24 protein-coding genes and 1 pseudogene are annotated in these 20,923 nt (G+C 37.6%); 22 read left to right on the top strand and 3 right to left on the bottom strand.

Features of this window, described 5'->3' with window-relative positions; all coding sequences use genetic code 11:
• The first annotated feature begins 6 nt into the window (after positions 1–6).
• From rpsE to ctlX, 18 genes are all read left to right on the top strand, one after another.
• Positions 7–531, top strand: a complete 525-nt coding sequence (gene rpsE / locus GILLI_RS07700) for a 30S ribosomal protein S5 (protein WP_006988533.1) — start codon at positions 7–9, stop codon at positions 529–531.
• Between the two features lie 12 nt (positions 532–543).
• Positions 544–726, top strand: a complete 183-nt coding sequence (gene rpmD, locus GILLI_RS07695; RefSeq protein ID WP_006988532.1) for a 50S ribosomal protein L30 — start codon at positions 544–546, stop codon at positions 724–726.
• A 9-nt stretch (positions 727–735) separates the two neighbouring features.
• Positions 736–1,188 carry a 50S ribosomal protein L15 gene (gene rplO, locus GILLI_RS07690; RefSeq protein WP_006988531.1) on the top strand — a complete coding sequence of 151 codons (453 nt, stop codon included), beginning with the start codon at positions 736–738 and terminating at the stop codon, positions 1,186–1,188.
• Between the two features lie 10 nt (positions 1,189–1,198).
• Positions 1,199–2,536 carry a preprotein translocase subunit SecY gene (secY, locus tag GILLI_RS07685; protein WP_006988530.1) on the top strand — a complete coding sequence of 446 codons (1,338 nt, stop codon included), beginning with the start codon at positions 1,199–1,201 and terminating at the stop codon, positions 2,534–2,536.
• 2 nt (positions 2,537–2,538) lie between these two features.
• Positions 2,539–2,754, top strand: coding sequence for a translation initiation factor IF-1 (infA, locus tag GILLI_RS07680; RefSeq protein ID WP_006988529.1), 216 nt, complete (start codon positions 2,539–2,541; stop codon positions 2,752–2,754).
• Positions 2,755–2,759: 5 nt separating this feature from the next.
• Positions 2,760–2,876 (top strand): type B 50S ribosomal protein L36, encoded by a 117-nt coding sequence (ykgO, locus tag GILLI_RS18060; RefSeq protein WP_006988528.1) that lies wholly within the window; start codon positions 2,760–2,762, stop codon positions 2,874–2,876.
• Between the two features lie 3 nt (positions 2,877–2,879).
• Positions 2,880–3,254: a 30S ribosomal protein S13 gene (gene rpsM / locus GILLI_RS07675; protein WP_006988527.1), complete on the top strand. Its 375-nt coding sequence runs from the start codon at positions 2,880–2,882 to the stop codon at positions 3,252–3,254.
• A gap of 8 nt (positions 3,255–3,262) precedes the next feature.
• Entirely contained in the window at positions 3,263–3,652 is a 390-nt protein-coding gene (gene rpsK / locus GILLI_RS07670) for a 30S ribosomal protein S11 (RefSeq protein WP_006988526.1), read from the top strand.
• Positions 3,653–3,742: 90 nt separating this feature from the next.
• Positions 3,743–4,348, top strand: a complete 606-nt coding sequence (rpsD, locus tag GILLI_RS07665; protein ID WP_006988525.1) for a 30S ribosomal protein S4 — start codon at positions 3,743–3,745, stop codon at positions 4,346–4,348.
• A gap of 20 nt (positions 4,349–4,368) precedes the next feature.
• Positions 4,369–5,361 (top strand): DNA-directed RNA polymerase subunit alpha, encoded by a 993-nt coding sequence (locus GILLI_RS07660; RefSeq protein WP_040506501.1) that lies wholly within the window; start codon positions 4,369–4,371, stop codon positions 5,359–5,361.
• Positions 5,362–5,401: 40 nt separating this feature from the next.
• A complete protein-coding gene (gene rplQ / locus GILLI_RS07655; protein WP_006988523.1) occupies positions 5,402–5,923 on the top strand; it encodes a 50S ribosomal protein L17 in 522 nt (173 codons plus the stop codon).
• 248 nt (positions 5,924–6,171) lie between these two features.
• A complete protein-coding gene (carA, locus tag GILLI_RS07650) occupies positions 6,172–7,284 on the top strand; it encodes a glutamine-hydrolyzing carbamoyl-phosphate synthase small subunit (RefSeq protein ID WP_006988522.1) in 1,113 nt (370 codons plus the stop codon).
• A 112-nt stretch (positions 7,285–7,396) separates the two neighbouring features.
• Positions 7,397–7,933, top strand: coding sequence for a hypothetical protein (locus GILLI_RS07645; RefSeq protein ID WP_006988521.1), 537 nt, complete (start codon positions 7,397–7,399; stop codon positions 7,931–7,933).
• Complete coding sequence (locus GILLI_RS07640; protein WP_006988520.1) at positions 7,915–8,583, top strand: hypothetical protein; 669 nt, start codon at positions 7,915–7,917, stop codon at positions 8,581–8,583. Before GILLI_RS07645 ends, GILLI_RS07640 begins: the two co-directional genes overlap by 19 nt.
• 132 nt (positions 8,584–8,715) lie before the next feature.
• Complete coding sequence (gene eno, locus GILLI_RS07635) at positions 8,716–10,002, top strand: phosphopyruvate hydratase (protein ID WP_006988519.1); 1,287 nt, start codon at positions 8,716–8,718, stop codon at positions 10,000–10,002.
• Positions 10,003–10,248: 246 nt separating this feature from the next.
• Positions 10,249–11,532 (top strand): citrate synthase, encoded by a 1,284-nt coding sequence (locus GILLI_RS07630; protein ID WP_006988518.1) that lies wholly within the window; start codon positions 10,249–10,251, stop codon positions 11,530–11,532.
• A gap of 269 nt (positions 11,533–11,801) precedes the next feature.
• A complete protein-coding gene (locus tag GILLI_RS07625; RefSeq protein ID WP_006988517.1) occupies positions 11,802–12,716 on the top strand; it encodes a dimethylarginine dimethylaminohydrolase family protein in 915 nt (304 codons plus the stop codon).
• A 6-nt stretch (positions 12,717–12,722) separates the two neighbouring features.
• A complete protein-coding gene (gene ctlX, locus GILLI_RS07620) occupies positions 12,723–13,655 on the top strand; it encodes a citrulline utilization hydrolase CtlX (RefSeq protein ID WP_006988516.1) in 933 nt (310 codons plus the stop codon).
• A 55-nt stretch (positions 13,656–13,710) separates the two neighbouring features.
• On the opposite strand, the gene GILLI_RS07615 is transcribed toward ctlX, so the two are convergent.
• Positions 13,711–15,144 carry an SDR family oxidoreductase gene (locus GILLI_RS07615; protein ID WP_006988515.1) on the bottom strand — a complete coding sequence of 478 codons (1,434 nt, stop codon included), beginning with the start codon at positions 15,142–15,144 and terminating at the stop codon, positions 13,711–13,713.
• Positions 15,145–15,216: 72 nt separating this feature from the next.
• Between GILLI_RS07615 and GILLI_RS07610 the strand changes: the two genes are divergently transcribed.
• Complete coding sequence (locus tag GILLI_RS07610) at positions 15,217–15,420, top strand: hypothetical protein (RefSeq protein WP_006988514.1); 204 nt, start codon at positions 15,217–15,219, stop codon at positions 15,418–15,420.
• An 8-nt stretch (positions 15,421–15,428) separates the two neighbouring features.
• Here the strand turns inward: GILLI_RS07610 and GILLI_RS07605 are convergent.
• Together GILLI_RS07605 and GILLI_RS07600 are read right to left on the bottom strand one after the other, a co-directional pair.
• A pseudogene (locus GILLI_RS07605) lies at positions 15,429–16,062 on the bottom strand (MarC family protein).
• A gap of 106 nt (positions 16,063–16,168) precedes the next feature.
• A complete protein-coding gene (locus GILLI_RS07600) occupies positions 16,169–16,597 on the bottom strand; it encodes a hypothetical protein (RefSeq protein ID WP_006988512.1) in 429 nt (142 codons plus the stop codon).
• Between the two features lie 111 nt (positions 16,598–16,708).
• Here GILLI_RS07600 and argS point away from each other — a divergent pair, with 111 nt between their 5' ends.
• The 3 genes from argS (at position 16,709) to GILLI_RS07585 (ending at position 20,915) form a co-directional block, all read left to right on the top strand.
• Positions 16,709–18,493, top strand: a complete 1,785-nt coding sequence (argS, locus tag GILLI_RS07595; RefSeq protein ID WP_006988511.1) for an arginine--tRNA ligase — start codon at positions 16,709–16,711, stop codon at positions 18,491–18,493.
• A gap of 124 nt (positions 18,494–18,617) precedes the next feature.
• A complete protein-coding gene (gene ffh, locus GILLI_RS07590; protein WP_006988510.1) occupies positions 18,618–19,946 on the top strand; it encodes a signal recognition particle protein in 1,329 nt (442 codons plus the stop codon).
• 84 nt (positions 19,947–20,030) lie between these two features.
• A complete protein-coding gene (locus tag GILLI_RS07585) occupies positions 20,031–20,915 on the top strand; it encodes a bifunctional 5,10-methylenetetrahydrofolate dehydrogenase/5,10-methenyltetrahydrofolate cyclohydrolase (protein WP_006988509.1) in 885 nt (294 codons plus the stop codon).
• Positions 20,916–20,923 lie beyond the last annotated feature (8 nt).

Below are 20,923 nucleotides of genomic sequence, written 5' to 3'. Positions count from 1 at the left end.
AAAGATATGTATCAAGATTATAAAAATGTAGAACTTGTAAAACCGGCGGGTCTTGAATTAAAAGACCGTTTGGTAGGTATACAACGTGTTACTAAAGTTACAAAAGGTGGTAGAGCATTTGGTTTCTCTGCGATTGTAGTAGTAGGTGACGAAAATGGTGTAGTAGGCCAGGGTTTAGGAAAATCTAAAGAAGTTGCCGATGCTATTTCCAAAGGTGTAGAGGATGCCAAAAAGAATTTGGTTAGAATTCCTTTAAACAAAGGAACCATCCCTCACGAACAAAAAGGGAAGTACGGTGGAGCAAGAGTATTATTGTTGCCAGCTGCAACAGGTACTGGAGTAATCGCCGGTGGAGCAATACGTGCAGTATTGGAGTCTGTGGGTATACACGATGTACTTTCAAAAAATCAGGGTTCCTCAAATCCTCATAACGTGGTAAAAGCTACTTTTGATGCTTTATTACAATTGAGGAGTGCCCAAACTGTAGCGAAGCAACGTGGAGTTACATTAGATAAAGTATTTAAAGGTTAATTCAAGGATAAAATGGGAAAGATAAAAGTTACACAGGTTAAAAGTGCAATCAAACGTACTCAAAACCAGAAACGTACTTTAGAAGCACTTGGTCTTAGAAGATTAAACCAGGTAGTAGAGCACGAAAACACACCAAATATCCTTGGTATGGTAGATAAAGTTAAACACTTAGTTTCCGTAGAGGAAACAAAATAATAAATTCACATGGATTTAAGTAACTTAAAACCTGCAAAAGGTTCAGTTCAAAGTAATAATAAGCGTGTAGGTAGAGGAGAAGGATCCGGTAAAGGAGGAACTTCTACCCGTGGTCATAAAGGTGCCAAATCCCGCTCTGGTTACTCTAAGAAAATTGGTTTTGAAGGTGGTCAAATGCCGCTTCAACGTAGGGTGCCAAAGTTTGGTTTTACCAATATTAACCGAAAAGAGTACCAGGGAATTAACCTTGATACACTTCAAATGCTTGTAGATAACGGTAGGATTAAAGATGCCGTTGATATGCAGGTTTTGGTTGAAAATGGTTTAGCCGGAAAAAACGAACTAGTAAAGATATTAGGTAGAGGAGAATTAAAAGCAACGTTGAAAATATCTGTTCATAAATTTACTGCCTCAGCAAAGGAAGCTATCGAAGCTGCCGGAGGTGAAGTTGTTACTTTATAATAGATAAACGATGAAATTTATCAATATTCTTAAAAATATCTGGAAAATTGAGGAACTAAAAAATAGAATTTTAGTGACCCTTGGTTTGCTGTTGGTTTATCGTTTTGGTGCGCAGGTTGTTTTGCCAGGGGTAGATGCTTCACAGCTGTCCAATCTGGCCAGTCAAACTGATGGAGGTCTTTTAGGCCTCCTTAATGCGTTTACCGGTGGTGCCTTTTCTAATGCTTCCGTTTTTGCATTAGGGATTATGCCATATATCTCTGCCTCCATTGTAGTGCAGCTTATGGGAATTGCGGTTCCTTATTTGCAAAAATTACAAAAAGAAGGAGAAAGCGGTAGAAGAAAGATCAACCAGATAACGAGATGGTTAACGATAGCAATTACTTTAGTGCAGGGGCCTGGTTATATTTATAACCTTTTTGCTACTTTGCCTCAAAGCGCCTTTTTACTTGGAGATACCGTTACATTTGTAGCTTCTTCAGTAATTATATTAACCACAGGAACTATTTTTGCGATGTGGTTGGGTGAGAAGATCACTGATAAAGGAATAGGAAATGGAATTTCTCTATTGATAATGGTTGGTATAATAGCCACCCTTCCTCAGGCCTTTATTCAGGAATTTGCTTCCAGGGTTTTCGAATCTAATGGTGGTTTAATTATGATCTTAATAGAATTGGTAATTTGGTTCCTTATTATTCTTGCATCTGTAATGCTGGTGATGGCAGTTCGTCAAATCCCGGTGCAGTATGCCAGAAGAACAGCATCCGGTGGATATGAGAAGAATGTATTTGGTTCAAGACAGTATATACCTCTTAAATTAAATGCTTCCGGTGTAATGCCAATAATATTCGCGCAAGCTATTATGTTTATACCAGCTGCCGTAGCAGGCCTTTCTGAAGGAGAGACCTCACAAGGTATCGCAGCTGCGTTTAGTGATATATTTGGGTTTTGGTACAATTTGGTTTTCGCCTTGTTAATTATTGTGTTTACATATTTTTACACAGCAATTACAGTACCTACCAATAAAATGGCAGATGATCTTAAACGAAGTGGTGGGTTTATACCCGGCATTCGCCCAGGTTCTGAAACAGGGGAATTTTTGGATAGGATCATGTCACAAATTACCCTTCCGGGTTCAATTTTCCTTGCTTTAATAGCGGTGTTCCCCGCTGTTGTAGTTCAACTGTTGGGTGTACAACAGGGTTGGGCATTGTTCTTTGGAGGTACTTCCTTACTAATTATGGTAGGGGTTGCGATTGATACTATGCAACAAGTAAATTCTTATTTGTTAAACAGGCATTACGATGGTTTGATGAAATCTGGAAAAAACAGAAAAGCAATAGCGTAATTATGGCAAAACAATCAGCAATTGAACAAGACGGAACAATCATTGAGGCATTATCAAATGCTATGTTCCGGGTAGAACTGGAGAATGGTCACGTTGTGACCGCTCATATTTCGGGTAAAATGCGAATGCATTATATTAAATTATTGCCCGGGGATAAAGTGAAATTAGAAATGAGCCCGTACGATTTATCAAAGGCTCGAATAACGTATAGATATTAATTAAGATGAAAGTTAGAGCATCAGTTAAAAAAAGAAGTGCCGAGTGCAAGATTGTGCGTAGAAAAGGCAGACTTTACGTGATAAACAAAAAGAATCCGAAATTCAAACAAAGACAAGGATAAGTTATGGCTAGAATTGCAGGTGTTGATATACCAAAACAAAAGCGCGGAGTTATAGCTTTGACCTATATCTTCGGAATTGGAAAGAGCAGAGCTCAGGAAATCCTGAAGGAGGCTAACGTAGATGAAAGTAAGAAAGTTTCTGATTGGGACGATGATGAAATCGGTCGTATTCGTGAAACTGTAGGTGCTTTCAAAATTGAAGGAGAACTTCGTTCAGAAGTACAAATGAGTATCAAACGTCTTATGGACATTGGGTGCTATCGTGGTGTTCGTCATAGATCTGGACTTCCGTTAAGAGGTCAAAGAACGAAGAATAACTCCAGAACGAGAAAAGGAAGAAGAAAAACAGTTGCCAACAAGAAGAAAGCAACTAAATAATAAGTAGGATGGCAAAAACTAAAACAGCTCAAAAGAAACGTAAAGTAATTGTTGAGTCCAATGGAGAAGCGCATGTTACTGCTTCTTTTAACAACATTATTATATCTTTGACAAATAAAAAAGGAGATTTGATTTCCTGGTCTTCAGCCGGTAAAATGGGCTTTAGAGGATCAAAGAAAAACACTCCTTATGCTGCACAACTTGCTGCTGAAGATGCTTCGAAAGTAGCGCATGAAGCAGGATTGCGTAAAGTAAAGGTATTTGTAAAAGGTCCGGGTAACGGAAGGGAATCTGCAATAAGATCTATTCATAATGCAGGGATTGAAGTAACTGAAATTATTGATGTTACTCCATTACCACACAATGGATGTAGACCTCCAAAAAGACGTAGAGTTTAATTAACAATAAGTATAAACAGGGAAAGCACCCAGATTATCGAAGGACAGTGACCTTAATTCATAATCGCTTTCTTAAACACAAAATTTAAAATGGCAAGATATACTGGTCCAAAGACTAAGATAGCTCGTAAATTTGGCGAAGCAATTTTCGGAGATGACAAGTCTTTTGAAAAAAGAAATTACCCTCCCGGACAGCACGGGAACAACCGTAGAAGAGGTAAAAAATCTGAATATGCTATCCAGTTAATGGAAAAGCAAAAGGCGAAATATACCTATGGTATATTAGAGCGTCAGTTTAGAAATATGTTTGAAAAGGCAACACGTGCAACCGGTATTACCGGGGAAGTGTTGTTGCAATTGTGTGAATCACGTCTTGACAATGTGGTGTATAGAATGGGGATATCTCCTTCACGAAGCGGAGCAAGACAATTGGTTTCTCACAGGCATATAACCGTAAATGGTGAATTGGTAAATATTCCGTCTTATCAATTAAATCCCGGTGATGTAGTTGGGGTTAGAGAAAAGTCGAAATCTTTAGAAGCAATTCTAAATTCACTTTCCAACTCAAGTGCAACCTATGAGTGGATTACCTGGAATAACGAAACCAAACTTGGAACTTATGTTTCTGTACCTGGTAGAGTTCAAATTCCGGAAAACATTAATGAACAATTCATCGTCGAATTATATTCGAAGTAATAATTCACAGAAGTCGTAATATGGCAATACTAAATTTTCAGAAGCCCGATAAAGTTATAATGATTGATTCCACCGATTTCGAAGGGAAATTTGAATTTCGTCCTTTGGAACCAGGTTACGGATTAACTGTTGGTAACGCTTTAAGAAGAGTCCTGTTATCATCATTAGAAGGATTTGCAATCACCTCCGTTCGTATTGAAGGAGTTGATCATGAATTCTCTACAATCCCTGGCGTGGTGGAAGATGTAACAGAAATTATTTTAAACCTGAAACAAGTAAGGTTTAAAAGGCAAATTGATGAAATAGACAACGAAGCCGTTACAATTTCTGTCTCAGGTCAGGATCAGCTTACTGCCGGTCATTTTCAAAAATTTATCTCCGGTTTTCAAATCCTGAATCCAGATTTGGTGATTTGTAACCTGGATAAAAAAGTGAGTTTCAATATGGAACTTACTGTTGAAAAGGGTAGAGGTTATGTTCCTGCAGAAGAGAACAAAAAAGCAAACGCACCTTTAGGTACTATTTTTACAGATTCGGTTTATACCCCAATCAAGAATGTAAAATATAGTATTGAGAACTTTCGTGTAGAGCAAAAAACCGATTATGAAAAATTGGTTTTTGAGATCGTAAGCGATGGATCTATTCACCCTAAAGAAGCTTTAACCGAAGCTGCTAAAACACTTATTCATCACTTTATGTTGTTCTCTGATGAGCGCATAACTCTTGAAGCGGATGAAATAGCACAAACTGAAACTTATGATGAGGAATCCCTTCACATGAGACAGTTGCTAAAAACTAAATTAGTGGATATGGATCTTTCGGTAAGGGCGCTAAACTGCTTGAAAGCTGCTGAAGTTGACACCCTTGGTGATTTGGTATCCTATAATAAAAATGACTTGATGAAGTTCCGAAACTTTGGTAAAAAATCTTTGACCGAGCTTGAAGAGCTTGTGAACAATAAAGGTTTAAACTTTGGGATGGACCTATCAAAATATAAATTGGATAAAGACTAGTTTTAGTTCACTCTGAAATTAGGTCTAAAACAGAATAGTAATGAGACACGGAAAAAAAATAAATCACTTAGGCAGGAAAAAAGCACACCGTATGTCCATGTTGGCAAACATGGCGTGCTCCCTAATTGAACATAAGAGAATTAATACCACTGTTGCAAAAGCAAAAGCTTTAAAGCAGTTCGTAGAGCCTTTGGTAACAAAATCAAAAGAGGATACTACACATCACAGAAGATTGGTTTTTGCCAAGCTTCGAAGCAAGGATTCGGTTACCGAATTATTTCGTGATGTGGCAGTAAAGGTTGGAGATCGTCCAGGTGGATATACCAGAATTATCAAATTGGGAAACCGTCTTGGTGATAATGCAGATATGGCGATGATCGAATTGGTAGATTATAACGAAATTTATAACCTAACCAAACCTGAGAAGAAAAAGTCAACTCGTAGAGCGGGTAAGAAAAAAGCTGAGGAGACTGCTCCAAAAGCCGAAGAAACTGCTCCAAAAGCTGAAACCAAACCTTCTGAATCTAAGGGAGATAAAAAAGATGATACTAAAGAAGCTTAGAAATGATTCTTTTACATCACAATTTAAAAAAGGATAAGCCGTCAAGGTTTATCCTTTTTTTTATATAATTATTTTATACTATTTTCGCGAAACCTGGATATGGTACTTTAGCCAATCCAACAACCTCAGAAAGTTTACATAGCTAGTTATGAAACATTCATTAGGAAAATTTTCTCGCACAGAGAACTTATTATATCGATGTTACTCCCGATAGCTATTGGGAGTCTCCTAAAACAATAAAATAACAGATGAAATATCAAACAAGAAAAAAGGCAATAATATTACTGGCAGATGGAACAATATTCCACGGTAAATCTGTTGGAAATAAGGATGGAAGTGCAGTAGGAGAAGTCTGTTTCAACACCGGGATGACAGGCTATCAGGAAATTTTTACAGATCCATCGTACTTTGGGCAGCTTATGGTTACTACCAATGCACATATTGGAAATTATGGAGTGAGTGAGGATGAAAATGAATCCTATCAGCCAATGATCTCTGGTTTGATTTGTAAGAATTTTAGTTATAACTATTCAAGACCTGCAGCAGATAATTCTTTGGAAGAATTTTTAAACAAGAGCGATTTGTTTGCAATCTCCGATGTGGATACAAGAGCCTTAGTGACCTATATTAGAGAACATGGAGCTATGAATGCCATTATCTCTACAGATGTGGACAATATTGCTGGTTTAAAAGAAGAATTGGCGAAAGTTCCGGATATGAATGGTCTTGAACTCGCTTCAAAAGTCTCTACGAAAGAGGCTTATTATTTCGGAAATGAAGATGCATCTTATAAAATTGCCGCATTGGATATTGGAATTAAAAAGAACATCCTGCGTAATTTTGCTGAAAGGGATGCCTATGTTAAGGTATTTCCTTACAACGCAACCTATGAGGAAATGAGCAATTGGAATCCTGATGGTTATTTTCTTTCCAATGGACCGGGAGATCCAAAACCCCTTGCTGAAGCTATCGAATTGACAAGGCTTATTTTAGAGAATGATCATCCGCTATTTGGAATTTGTCTTGGACACCAGGTTATTGCTTTAGCAAATGGGATTTCAACCTATAAAATGCACCATGGACATCGGGGCATCAATCACCCGGTGAAAAATCTTTTAACCGGAAAGGGCGAGATCACTTCTCAAAATCATGGATTTTCTGTAGATGAAAAAGAGACTGCTGCTCATCTGGATTTTGAGATCACCCATATTTGTTTGAATGATAACACCATTGGAGGAATGAGGATGAAAAATAAAAACTGTTTTTCAGTTCAATACCACCCGGAGGCGAGCCCTGGACCACATGACGCGGCCTATCTATTCGATGAATTTATGGAAAGGATTAAACTGGTAAAAAATTGATAAATAAGTAATTAGAGCAAAAAAAGGGAGCAAAATTTATCATTTTGCTCCCTTTTTTTGCTTTAACTTTAAATATTACTAATTTAGCAGCCAATAATCAATCAATCCCCTTGTGAAAAAATTACTATTTGTTGTTCTTGTGTTTATTGGTTTTAATGTAAATGCGCAAAGCCAGGCCAATGTTGAAAAAAAGTTGTTTTCGGTTAATTTCTTACTTCCGGGTTTGGAATATGAAATGGGGCTTTCTAATAATACCACGCTGGACCTTCGTGCAGGAACAGGATTTGGAATTTCGGGTGGGTCTAACAGAGATACAGAATTTGGTATATTTCTGAATGCCCACACCCAGTATCGTTACTATTACAATTTTGATAAAAGGTTGGGAAAGAACAAAAATATAGATAATAACAGCGCAAATTATATTGCACTAAATGGAAGTATTGATTTTGGAGATCCTATAATTGGGGATTTGCAATTGTCTTCAGATTTTGGCGGAGTAATAGGTCCGGTTTGGGGATTACAACGTTATTATGGAAGCGGGTTTAAATTAGATCTTAACTTAGGAGCAGGCTATGGTTTTAATAACCTTGGCGGTTCATATCTTTCACCAATTATTGGACTAAGATTAGGATGGCTCCTTTCAAAGTAATTGTTTGTGTTCTTTTTCTGGGAATTAACTTTCATGTGTCTGCTCAAACCCACCCCGTCCTTTACGGTGGATTTGAATATTACAGAAATACAGGATTTAGTAATAATTCCATAGGTAATTTTAATGTTGGTGCCCAGGTTTACCAGTGGAAATTCTTTGCTCCGGAAATTGGCTACGATTTATATTTTGGAGCATTAAATGATCAAAATATTTTAAATCCTATCGATCCAAACGCACAATCCTTAGAGCGACTTGAAAAAAGTTTTAATGCTTCTTTATTTACGCTTTCACCAAAATTGAAATTTGGAAAGGATGATGCTTTTCTTACTTTTTCTCCCAAATATCATATAGGATCGGTAAGAGCCAGGGGAGATTATTTATTTTTGATGAATAATGGAGATTACGGCCTCCAGGAACGACAAAAAACTTCAGCTCCGGTTTCCTTTTGGAGCTTTTCTATAGGTTTGGAGGGACTTGCTCTAAAGACCGAATCCTATTGGTTTTCCTTAGCAGTTCATTATATGTTTTTAAATACCGATGAAGCCTTTCAGAAACTGGATTTTTCAGAATATAATATCAGGACAACTTTTTCAAATAGTTCCTCAATAGGTTTAGGGCTTCGGTTTTATTGGGATGCTTTCGCTAAATAGCCTTTTTTAGCACTGATTTATCGAAATCGTTTTCGTATAATTTTGAGTCAAAACCTGCTGTTTTACTGGTGAATCAAGACATGTATTCGTATATTGCTATCTGTTTTAGAAAATAATAATAAATAAAGAATTATGAGTGTAATAATCAATATTCACGCCCGTCAAATTTTTGACTCAAGAGGAAATCCTACAGTCGAAGTAGATGTAACAACAGAGAATGGTATTCTTGGTAGAGCAGCAGTGCCTTCCGGTGCTTCAACTGGCGAACATGAAGCGGTAGAGCTACGTGACGGAGGAAGTGATTACATGGGAAAAGGAGTATTAAAAGCGGTTGAAAATGTGAATACAGTCCTGGCAGAAGAGCTATTGGGCTATTCAGTATTCGATCAAAATATAATCGATCAGGCCATGATCGAATTGGATGGTACTCCAAATAAAGCAAAGTTGGGGGCTAATGCTATTCTGGGTGTCTCGATGGCTGTAGCAAAAGCGGCGGCCAATGAATTGAATATGCCATTGTACAGATATTTAGGTGGAGTAAGCGCAAATACGCTGCCTGTGCCTATGATGAACATTATAAACGGAGGTTCCCACAGTGATGCGCCTATAGCATTTCAGGAATTTATGATTATGCCAGTAAAGGCGAAGAATTTTTCACACGCTCTGAAAATGGGGACAGAAATCTTCCATAATCTTAAAAAAGTGCTTCACGATAGAGGATTGAGCACAGCAGTTGGAGATGAAGGTGGATTTGCTCCTACCTTAGATGGAACCGAAGACGCTCTTGATACCATTTTACTTGCGATTAAAAACGCAGGGTATAAAGGCGGAGATGAAGTGATGATCGCTTTGGATTGTGCTGCAGCCGAATTTTATGAAAATGGGAAATATGATTATTCCAAATTTGAAGGAGCTTCAGGGAAAATAAGAAGCAGTGAAGAACAAGCAGATTACCTTGCTGAATTGGCTTCCAAATATCCAATTATCTCCATTGAAGATGGAATGGATGAAAATGATTGGGAAGGATGGAAATATTTAACCGATAAGATTGGCGATAAAGTTCAGTTGGTAGGAGATGATTTATTTGTAACCAATGTTGAGCGATTGGGAAGAGGAATAAAGGAAGGTATAGGGAACTCAATCCTTATAAAGCTTAACCAAATAGGCACTATAAGTGAAACCATTGCGGCTGTTAATATGGCTAAAAATGCCGGGTATACCTCTGTGATCTCTCACCGTTCCGGAGAAACTGAAGATAGTATCATTGCCGATCTTGCTGTTGCTTTAAACACAGGTCAAATAAAAACAGGATCTGCTTCCAGAAGTGACCGTATGGCAAAGTACAATCAGTTATTGAGAATTGAAGAAGAATTGGGCAGCGTGGGATATTTTCCGCAGGAGAAAGCTTTTAAAATATAAAAAAAATTCAGTACTATAAAAAGCCTCTCCAATTTGGAGGGGCTTTTAAAGTTTAAAATACTTCCTTTCAAATATTCGTTTTTCGTAGAAAGCGCATGCGCTATTTCTAAATTGATAAAAATAGTTGTAAAAACTACTTTTATTTCTCTTTTAACTAAAATTGAACACCCTATATAGCAGTGTTTTCGAACGATTTTTTGTATTTTAGCATTCCTAAGATTAATCACAAAAAGTAATAATAATAGTATGTCAAAAGTTGCTACGATAGAGATAGATGGGAAGAAATATGAATTCCCGGTAACCATTGGAACAGAAAATGAAGTTGCCATTGATATTAAGAGTTTAAGAGGAGAAACGGGAGCAATAACCCTGGATCCGGGATTTAAAAATACGGGTAGTTGTGAAAGCGCTATTACCTTCCTGGATGGAGAAAAAGGAATCCTTAGATATAGGGGATATTCTATTGAGGAGCTGGCGGAAAAGGCAGATTTCCTCGAGGTTGTATATCTGTTGATTTTTGAAGAATTACCTAATAAGCAACAACTAGATAATTTCAAGAACGATATTATAGGTCAAAGTGAAGTGAATGAGGATATGCAGAAAGTCATCAATGGTTTTCCTTCCTCTGCTCATCCAATGGGGATTTTGTCTTCATTGACAAGTGCACTTATAGCTTTTAATCCAAAATCTGTCAATGTAGATTCTGAGGAGGATATGTACAAGGCCATCGTTAAGATTTTGGCTAAGTTTCCTACCCTTGCGGCATGGACGCTACGAAAAAGAAATAATCAAGCCTTAAACAATCGTGATACGAATCTTGGGTATGTGGAGAGTCTTTTAAAAATGATGTTTGAAAAACCAGGAGAGGAATATAAACTGGATCAAACCGTTGTAGATGCACTGGATAAATTATTGATCCTTCACGCAGATCACGAACAAAACTGTTCTACATCTGCCGTTAGGTTGGTGGGCTCTTCTCAGGCCGGTTTATTCGCATCAATATCTGCTGGAGTTTCTGCACTATGGGGTCCACTTCATGGGGGGGCGAACCAGGCAGTTATAGAAATGCTTGAAGAAATTCAAAATGATGGTGGCGATACTTCTAAATTTATTGCAAAAGCAAAGGATAAAGATGATCCATTTAGATTGATGGGATTTGGACATAGAGTTTACAAAAACTTTGATCCTCGTGCTAAAATAATTAAAAAGTCTGCAGATGAAGTATTGGATGCTCTTGGAGTAGAAGATCCAATTCTTGATATAGCAAAAAGCCTTGAAAAAGCAGCCCTGGAAGATCCTTATTTTGTAGAGCGAAAATTATATCCAAACGTAGATTTCTATTCAGGTATTATTTACCGCGCGATGGGAATTCCTACAGAGATGTTTACCGTAATGTTTGCTGTAGGTAGGTTGCCCGGTTGGATCGCTCAATGGAAAGAAATGAGATTGGGTAAAGAACCAATAGGAAGACCTCGTCAGGTTTATATAGGAGAAAATCTTCGTAGTTTCAAGCAATTGGAGAATAGATAAAAAAGAATAAGTTTGTACTATACGAAAGCTCCATTTTATTATGGAGCTTTTTTTATGCTCTAAAGGATTAAAATCATCAAGTGAATTTGAGAAATGATCAACAATTTTAGGTTAAAAAGTTGGTTATATTAGTTCAATACAAAAAATAAAATCAATTTGGCCTTTTGCAATTATAACTTGAAATTGCCGAAAAAAGACTTTTCAATTAAGTTTAAAAGATACTTTTCCAGCGGAGCTTTTTTTATATTTGCAGAAAATGAGAAACAGCGATGTTGAAATTAAATATAACAAGTGAAACCGCCCCTTTGAAGACAGTAGTGTTAGGCACTGCTAAAAGTAATGGACCAGTTCCAAAACTTGAGGAAGCCTATGACCCTAAATCGGCGGAGTTCATAAAATCCGGCACCTATCCTAAAGAAGAGGATATGGTTCTTGAAATGGAAGCCGTAGCCGCTGTTCTTGAAAAATATAATGTACAGGTCTTCAGGCCTAATCTTATCGAGGATTATAACCAGATATTTACCCGTGATATCGCTTTTGTGATTGAGGATAAATTTATAAAAGCTAATATTTTACCAGATAGGGATGAGGAAATTGAAGCCATCAATCACGTTATAGACCAAATTGACCCTGAAAAAGTAATTACCTTGCCCGAAGATGCGCATATAGAAGGAGGAGATGTAATGCCGTATAAAGATTACATTCTTGTTGGCACCTACAAAGGAGACGATTATAAGGAATTTATAACTGCACGTACCAATATGAAAGCGGTGGAGGCTCTTCAGGAATTATTCCCTAATAAGAAAGTCGTTTCCTTTAGTCTTCGAAAATCAAATGACGAGGCCAGGGATAATGCGTTGCATTTGGACTGCTGCTTTCAGCCGGTTGGAAAAGATAAAGCGATTATTTATAAAGGCGGATTTTTAATTGAAGAAGAATATGAATGGTTGGTGAATCTCTTCGGAAAGGAAAATATTTTTGAAATAACCCGGGATGACATGTATAACATGAATTCCAATATTTTTAGTATTTCAGAAGATGTTGTAATTTCAGAAAAGAATTTTACCCGATTGAATACCTGGTTACGCCAACAGGGTATTAAGGTAGAAGAGGTTCCTTATGCTGAAATTTCTAAGCAGGAAGGGCTTTTAAGATGTTCAACATTGCCATTAATAAGAGAATAAAAAATAATGAAACAAACAACAAATACCGTATTAATGGTTCGCCCGGTGGCTTTTAGAATGAATGAACAAACCGCGGTAAACAATTATTTTCAGGAAGATCTTCAGCTAAAGCAGGAAGAAATCAATAGAAAGGCTCAGGAGGAATTCGATGCTTTTGTAGAAAAACTGGAAACAGTAGGAGTGAATGTAATCGTTGTAAATGATAAAAAGGAACTCGACACTCCGGATTCCATTTTTCCAAACAACTGGGTTTCCTTTCATAATGATGGAAGAGTTGCACTTTATCCTATGTTTGCAGAGAACAGAAGAAAGGAACGACGCATGGAATTTTTTGAAGTTCTGGAAAGTCGAGGGTTTAAAATTGATGAGGTTGTGGATTATACGCAAGCTGAAGAAGAAGAGGTTTATCTGGAAGGTACGGGAAGTTTGATACTGGATAGAGCTAATAGAAAAGCGTATTGTGCTTTGTCTCCAAGAGCCGATGAAGACTTGCTTATTGAGTTTTGCGAGGATTTTGAATACACTCCTGTCGTTTTTAATGCATTTCAGGACGTATCAGGAGAGAGAAAAGCTATTTATCACACCAATGTTATGATGTGTATAGCCGAAGAGTTTGCGGTAATTTGCCTGGATTGTATAGATGATGTTAAGGAGAGAAAAAATGTTAGAAAACATTTAAAGGAGGACGGGAAAGAAATTATTCCTATTACCGAGGCTCAAATTCATGAGTTTGCAGGTAACATGTTGCAGGTTCGCGGGGCCAATGGCAAAAAATATCTTATTATGAGCGATACTGCTCATAAAAGTTTGACAAAAGGGCAAATAAATGCCATTGAAAAATATTGTGAGATCCTTAGTTCAAATTTAAATACTATTGAAACCTGCGGTGGCGGTAGTGCCCGATGCATGTTGGCCGAAGTTTTCCTGCCAAATGAATAGATATTTGCGGCTTGATTTTGTTTATTAAAGAATGGGGATTTTAAATCCCCATTCTTTATTTTTTATCGCCTTTTGCAATTTTTTGAAGCATCCCTTCAAATATAAAATAATGCAAAGGGAACATGGAATACCAGTAAATTCTGCCCCAAATTCCTTTAGGCCGAAAAGTAGCGGTTTGATGAAGCACGTTTTTGTCATCAATTTCAAATTCTAGCCAGGCTTCTCCGGGAACTTTCATTTCGGCAAAAAGCAAAAGTCGTTTTTGCTCCTTATCTGCAAGCAAAACTCGCCAGAAATCCAGAGAATCACCCGCATTAATAATAGAAGGATGAGTTCGTCCGCGCCGAAGTCCTACACCTCCAAAAGCCTTATCTAGATACCCACGTACTTTCCATAGCCAGTTTCCATAATACCAACCCGTTAATCCGCCAATAGCCCAAATGCGTTCCAGGACTTCTTCCGGATTCTCGATCTTAATCGATTGCCCATCTTTTAAGCAGCCAAAAGTAGGCACCTGAATGTATTTATTAAGGTTTTTTCTAAATCTTCCGCTACTCATGGAGTCTTTCCAGCTCGAAACTACCTGGTTTTGTTCGATTTTATAAAATGCCAGTTTGATCGCCTCCTTATATGAAATGGGGCTAAGTCCTAAGATTTCCTCAAGCCTTTTGTCATTAGAAATCACTTCCACTTTCATGCTGTTTACAAGATTTACAGCAAGTTTATAGGAAGTCGAGGTAACAAAATACAGCCAGTAAGAAGATATTTTAGGAGACATTACCGGGACATCCAGAATGTACAATTTCAAATCCCTCACTTCAGCATATTGTAGCATCATCTCTTTATAAGAGAGCACATCGGGCCCTCCAATATCAAAAGAATCATTGTAACATTTTTCATTCCCAAGCACGCCGGTAAGAAAGAGTAGAACATCGCGTATTGAAGTTGGCTGGCACTTTGTTCTTACCCATTGAGGGGTAATCATTACAGGTAATTTCTCGCAAAGATCCCTGATGATCTCAAAGGAAGAACTTCCGGAACCCACGATTATGGCTGCTCTTAAAACCGTTAATTTGAAATCACCCTGATATAAAATTTCCTCTACCCTTTTACGTGATTGAAGGTGCTTGGACAGTTTCTCTTCATTTACGATTCCGCTAAGGTAAATTACTTGCTTTACCGAAGTTTCTGCCATTAGTTTATTGAAATTCTTAGCCGATTGTGCTTCCTGTTCGTCAAAATCTTCCATAGATCCGGACATAGAATGGATCAAATAATATGCTGCATCAATATTTTTGATCGCAGCGGGGGTTTCAGGGAGTTCAAGAAAATCTATTTCAACTATTTCTATTTTTGAAAGCAATTCTTTATTGGCAGATAATCTGTTTTTGTTCCTTACGGCACAAACCACTTCGTGTCCAAGTTCCAATAGTTGAGGTAAAAGCCTTAATCCAATATAGCCATTGGCACCGGTAAGTAAAATTCTCATAGAAAGTTTTAATAATTCATAATTTAGGAATAAATTGTCTACTTTCACTTAAATTAATAAGTTTTAAGCAAGATGAACAACACCCTTAAGATAGTTTTATTAGTTGTTGGAGTAGCCTTGGTGGGTTATGGATTATATACTTTAATAACTCCGGAAGTACTAATGGAAGCCGGGCCTCTAAAGATTGAAGCGCAAGGAGACAAAACCCAGTCTTATGCAATGATCGCTTTAGGTATTCTGGCATTGGTAGGAGGTGTCGCTTTCGGAAAAAGATAACCAAAGGTTTACTTTAAAACGCTCCCTAAAACTGCTATTACAGATGAGCTGATATATTCTATCCCAATTGCGATTACAATAAATCCTATTATCCTTGAAATTGCATTTATTCCTGAAGCACCCAGGTATCCTCACTATGTAGTGAGAGCTCTTCAGGACTAGAAACGTGGCGGTACAAACTGCAAGAACGGCGAGTACAGTAGTTAATTTCTCCAAATTTCCATCATATTCTTCAAACATCCCAATTAAGAGAGATATTGAGCCGGGCCCGGCAAGCATAGGTATCGCCAGTGGGGTTAAGGATACTCCCTCCCGTTGATAAGCATCATCTTTTACCTTCCGTTTGTCCATTCCTTTATGCTTTGAAAAAGATCCTGTAAGCAAAGCGAAACCAGAAGTTACAATAATAAGTCCGCCGGCAATTCTTAAGGATTCTATGCTGATCCCAAAGAATTGGAGCAGGTAGCGTCCTGTAAAGAAGGAAATGAGAAGGATCACGAAAATATTTATAGAAGTAAGCAGGGATATTTTGGACCTTTCTGAAGAAGAATCCTCCTGAGGGAGTGCTACAAATATAGGAACGGTACCAAGTGGATTAATTACAGAAAATAAAGCGGCAAAAACATAGATAAACAATTCCATTCTTTTTTGCCGCAAAGGTGCACCTGCAGAATGATTACTGAATTATTAGAAAATCATTTTACCTTTAATTTTAGACTGCTAAAAAAATTGATTTGTAAATTTAAGGTTATTGCATATCCTCCACCTGCGTTGGAGCATTGTCACTTCTGTAATCCAGGATTTTTTTAAAGTATTGGTGAATCTTGGCATTATCTGCTTTTACTTTGATGAAATAATGATCTTTGTAGATCGAATATTCTTCTGCTTTCCCTTTATAAAGGTTTAATTTATAATACGGGATTACCAATGCATAGGTCTCCAATAAAGACCGGAACATCACGATAATTCCGTTGGGCCGCATTTCAACATTGCATATATTGGCATTCCTGTCCAAAACCATTAAATTATGGATATCAATGCTCATAGTGGTAATATGGAGTTTTGGAGAACCCGTTCCATTTAGCTTAAAGCGTTGCAAAAGGGTAAAAGGAGCACCCACTTCAGCATTGATTTTTTCCCGAATTTTTGGCTGATTGTAACTTATGTTCAGTAGCATAACATTTTTTTATAAAGATAATGATTTGAGGCTAAAGGACTATCTCTTGCCCGTATTTTCCATTATCTTTGCCCTCTTATTAAGTTTTGAAAAAAGGTTAAACAATCTAAAATGAATATTCAAAAAACCATTGAACAGGCGGTTAAAAATGCAGTTGCAAAGACGTATGATGTTCAGATACAACAGGTTGAATTTCAGCCTACCCGAAAAGATTTTGAAGGGGATATAACCTTGGTAACATTTCCTATGCTGCGCCAGGTAAAAACGAACCCGGTTCAGTTAGGGCAGCGTATTGGTGAATTTCTTGTTGAAAATGTTGCCGAAGTAAAAAAGTTCAATGTCGTTCAGGGGTTTTTAAACCTTGTTTTAAGCGATTCCTTCTATTTGAATTCTTTTAATGAGACCAAAAATAAGAAGGATTTTGGAAAGCTTAGCTTTTCTGATAACTCTAAAACCATTATGGTCGAGTATTCTTCCCCAAACACCAATAAGCCTTTGCATCTTGGACATGTAAGGAATAACCTTTTGGGATATTCTGTAGCCGAAATTTTGAAGGCTGCAGGGAATAAGATTTATAAAACGCAAATCATAAACGATCGTGGAATCCATATTTGTAAATCCATGCTGGCATGGGTGCGATTTGGAGACGGGGAAACACCGGAATCTACGGGACTAAAAGGAGATAAGCTTGTTGGAAATTACTATGTAAAATTCGATCAGGAATATAAAAAACAAATTTCAGAATTAATCGCTCAGGGAAAAACTGAGGAAGAAGCAAAAGCCGAAGCGCCAATCATTAAAGAGGCACAGCAAATGCTTCTTAAATGGGAAGCCCAAGATCCTGAAGTGATCGCTTTGTGGGAAAAAATGAACCAATGGGTTTACAGCGGGTTTGAAGAAACGTATAACAATCTCGGAGTTGATTTTGATAAAAATTATTACGAAAGCGATACGTATTTACTTGGAAAAGATGTTATTGCTCAGGGAATTGAAAGAGGAGTTTTTTATAAGAAAGAGGATGGAAGTGTTTGGATAGATCTTACTGATGAAGGCCTGGACGAAAAAATTGTATTGCGTAGTGATGGTACTGCGGTTTATATGACGCAGGATATAGGTACAGCAATTCAAAGAGTAAAAGATTTTGATATAGACGGAATGGTTTATACCGTTGGAAACGAGCAGGATTATCATTTTAAAGTCCTGTTCTTAATTCTGAATAAACTTGGATTTAATTGGGCGAATTACCTGGTTCACCTTAGTTACGGGATGGTAGATCTGCCTTCAGGGAAGATGAAAAGCAGGGAAGGAACCGTAGTAGATGCAGATGAGTTGATGGAGCAAATGACCCTTACGGCGAAAACCATTTCAGAAGAACTTGGAAAGCTGGATGAATATTCAGAAGAGGAAAAGGCAGAACTGCATAAAATGATTGGATTGGGAGCATTGAAATATTATATTTTGAAAGTGGATCCCAAAAAACGAATTCTTTTTAATCCCGAAGAATCGGTAGATTTTCAGGGAAATACGGGCCCATTTATACAATATACCTATGCCCGTATTCAATCTATTCTTCGAAAAGCAGATTTTGATTATTCTGAAGAATCTACTATTCCTGAATCCTACCAATTACACGAAAAGGAGAAGGAACTTATAAAGCAAATCCTTTTATATCCTGAAATGATCCAGCTGGCTGCAGAAAATCACAGTCCGGCATTAATCGCTAATTACACCTACGATCTGGTGAGGGAATTCAATTCCTTTTATCAGAACGTGACCATTTTGGGAACCGATAATGAAGCTGAAAAAAAGTTCAGAGTGCAGTTGTCAAAAATAGTAGGAGAGGTAATTAAGTCGGCATTTGGATTATTAGGAATACAGGTTCCGGAGAGAATGTAACCATCCTTACCTGTGAAGCGGAAACATACAGAAAACCGAAAATAAAACTTTTCACTTCAGTATCAAATCATTAAATTTGCAAACCGCTGGAAAAGGGCGGTCAACTTAAATAAGAAGTAGAATTATGTTCGATAGTTTAAGCGATAAGTTAGATAATGCCTTACACATCCTTAAGGGACATGGCCAGATTACAGAAGTAAACGTAGCTGAAACCTTAAAGGAAGTTCGCAGGGCACTTGTTGATGCCGATGTGAATTATAAAATTGCTAAAGAATTTACCACCACGGTAAAGGAAAAAGCCATGGGACAGGATGTGTTAACAGCCTTGAAACCTGGTCAAATGATGGTAAAACTCGTAAAAGACGAGCTTACCGAATTGATGGGAGGCGAAGCTGCCGGGATAGATCTTTCCGGAAAACCTTCAGTAATTCTAATGGCCGGTTTACAGGGGAGTGGTAAAACCACATTTTCGGGAAAACTGGCAAATTATCTCAAAACTAAAAAATCTAAAAATCCTTTGTTGGTTGCCTGTGATGTTTACAGACCGGCGGCGATAAATCAGTTACAAATAGTTGGTGAACAAATAGGGGTAGCTGTATTTAGTGATGAAGGAAATCAAGATCCTGTTAATATTTCTCAGGCTGCCATTGCATTTGCAAAGCAAAACGGGCATGACGTGGTAATAATAGATACCGCAGGTCGCTTGGCAGTAGATGAAGCGATGATGACAGAGATTGCAAATATCCACGTCGCAATCAAACCAAATGAAACCTTATTTGTTGTAGATTCTATGACTGGTCAGGATGCTGTTAACACTGCGAAAGCCTTTAATGACCGACTGAATTTTGACGGGGTTATTCTTACAAAACTGGATGGTGATACCCGTGGTGGTGCCGCTATTTCCATTAAATCGGTTGTAAAAAAACCAATAAAATTCATTGGTACCGGTGAAAAAATGGATGCGATAGACGTTTTCTATCCTTCCCGTATGGCCGATAGGATCCTGGGGATGGGTGATGTGGTTTCCCTTGTTGAACGTGCACAGGAACAATATGATGAAGAGGAAGCAAGAAAACTTCAGAAGAAAATTGCGAAAGATCAATTCGGTTTTGACGATTTTCTTACTCAATTACATCAAATAAAGAAAATGGGGTCTATGAAAGACCTTATGGGAATGATACCTGGCGCGGGAAAAATGTTAAAAGATGTGGATATTGATGATGATGCATTTAAACACGTAGAAGCGATCATTTATTCCATGACTCAGGCAGAACGAAGTACTCCTGTTCTTATAAACGCATCCAGAAAGAAAAGAATTGCAAAAGGTTCAGGTACATCGGTTCAGCAGGTGAATCAATTATTAAAGCAATTTGGGCAGATGGGAAAAATGATGAAGATGATGCAGGGTGGTGGCGGAAGAAAGATGATGCAGATGATGAAAGGGATGAAATAATTATCCTCAAATACCCGATTGAGAAATCAAAAAAAAAGATCAACGGACTTTTATAGCTAACAAATTATAATACCGATTACTGAAATGATAATCCTGGATGGTAAAAAAACAAGCAATGATATTAAAGATGAAATTGCTCTAAAGGTCACAAAAATGAAGCAACTGGGAGAAAAAGTCCCACATCTGGCTGCTATAATTGTTGGAAGCGACGGAGCAAGTTTAACCTATGTGAATAGTAAAGTTCAGGCTTGCAAGAAAGTTGGTTTTGAATCCTCTTTATACAGATTGTCCTCTACGGTAAGCGAACTGGAATTGATGGCCAAAATTAAAGAACTCAACGAAAATGATGATATTGATGGCTTCATAGTTCAGTTGCCTCTTCCCCCGCAAATAGATACACAAAAAGTTTTGATGGCCGTAGATCCTGAAAAGGACGTGGATGGATTTCACCCAACCAATTTTGGGAAAATGTCACTGGATATGAGTTCTTTTATCCCGGCTACTCCCTTTGGAATATTGGAATTGCTGGAGAGGTATGATATCCCTACAAAAGGGAAACATACGGTGGTAATAGGGAGAAGTCATATCGTTGGACGCCCAATGAGCATTTTAATGGGAAGAAGTGGTTTTCCCGGGAACTCTACGGTTACACTTACTCATGAATTCACAAAGAATATTACCCAAATTACTTCCCAGGCAGATATTGTTATCATTGCTGTAGGTATCCCCGATTTTTTAAAAGCCGAAATGATTAAAGATGATGCGGTTGTAATAGATGTTGGGATTACAAGAGTGCCAGATGAAAACGCAGTAAAAGGCTATGTTTTAAAAGGCGATGTAGATTTTGAAAATGTTAGTAAAAGAGCATCGTATATTACTCCGGTTCCGGGTGGAGTTGGGCCAATGACAGTTTCTATGTTGCTTAAAAACACGCTGTTGGCACGTGAAAATCACAGAAGAAAAATCTAATGTCTAAT

Source organism: Gillisia limnaea DSM 15749 (assembly GCF_000243235.1).
Lineage (GTDB): Bacteria > Bacteroidota > Bacteroidia > Flavobacteriales > Flavobacteriaceae > Gillisia > Gillisia limnaea.
Note: the sequence above shows the minus strand (reverse complement) of the source record. Positions and strands in the feature narration are given on the sequence as shown.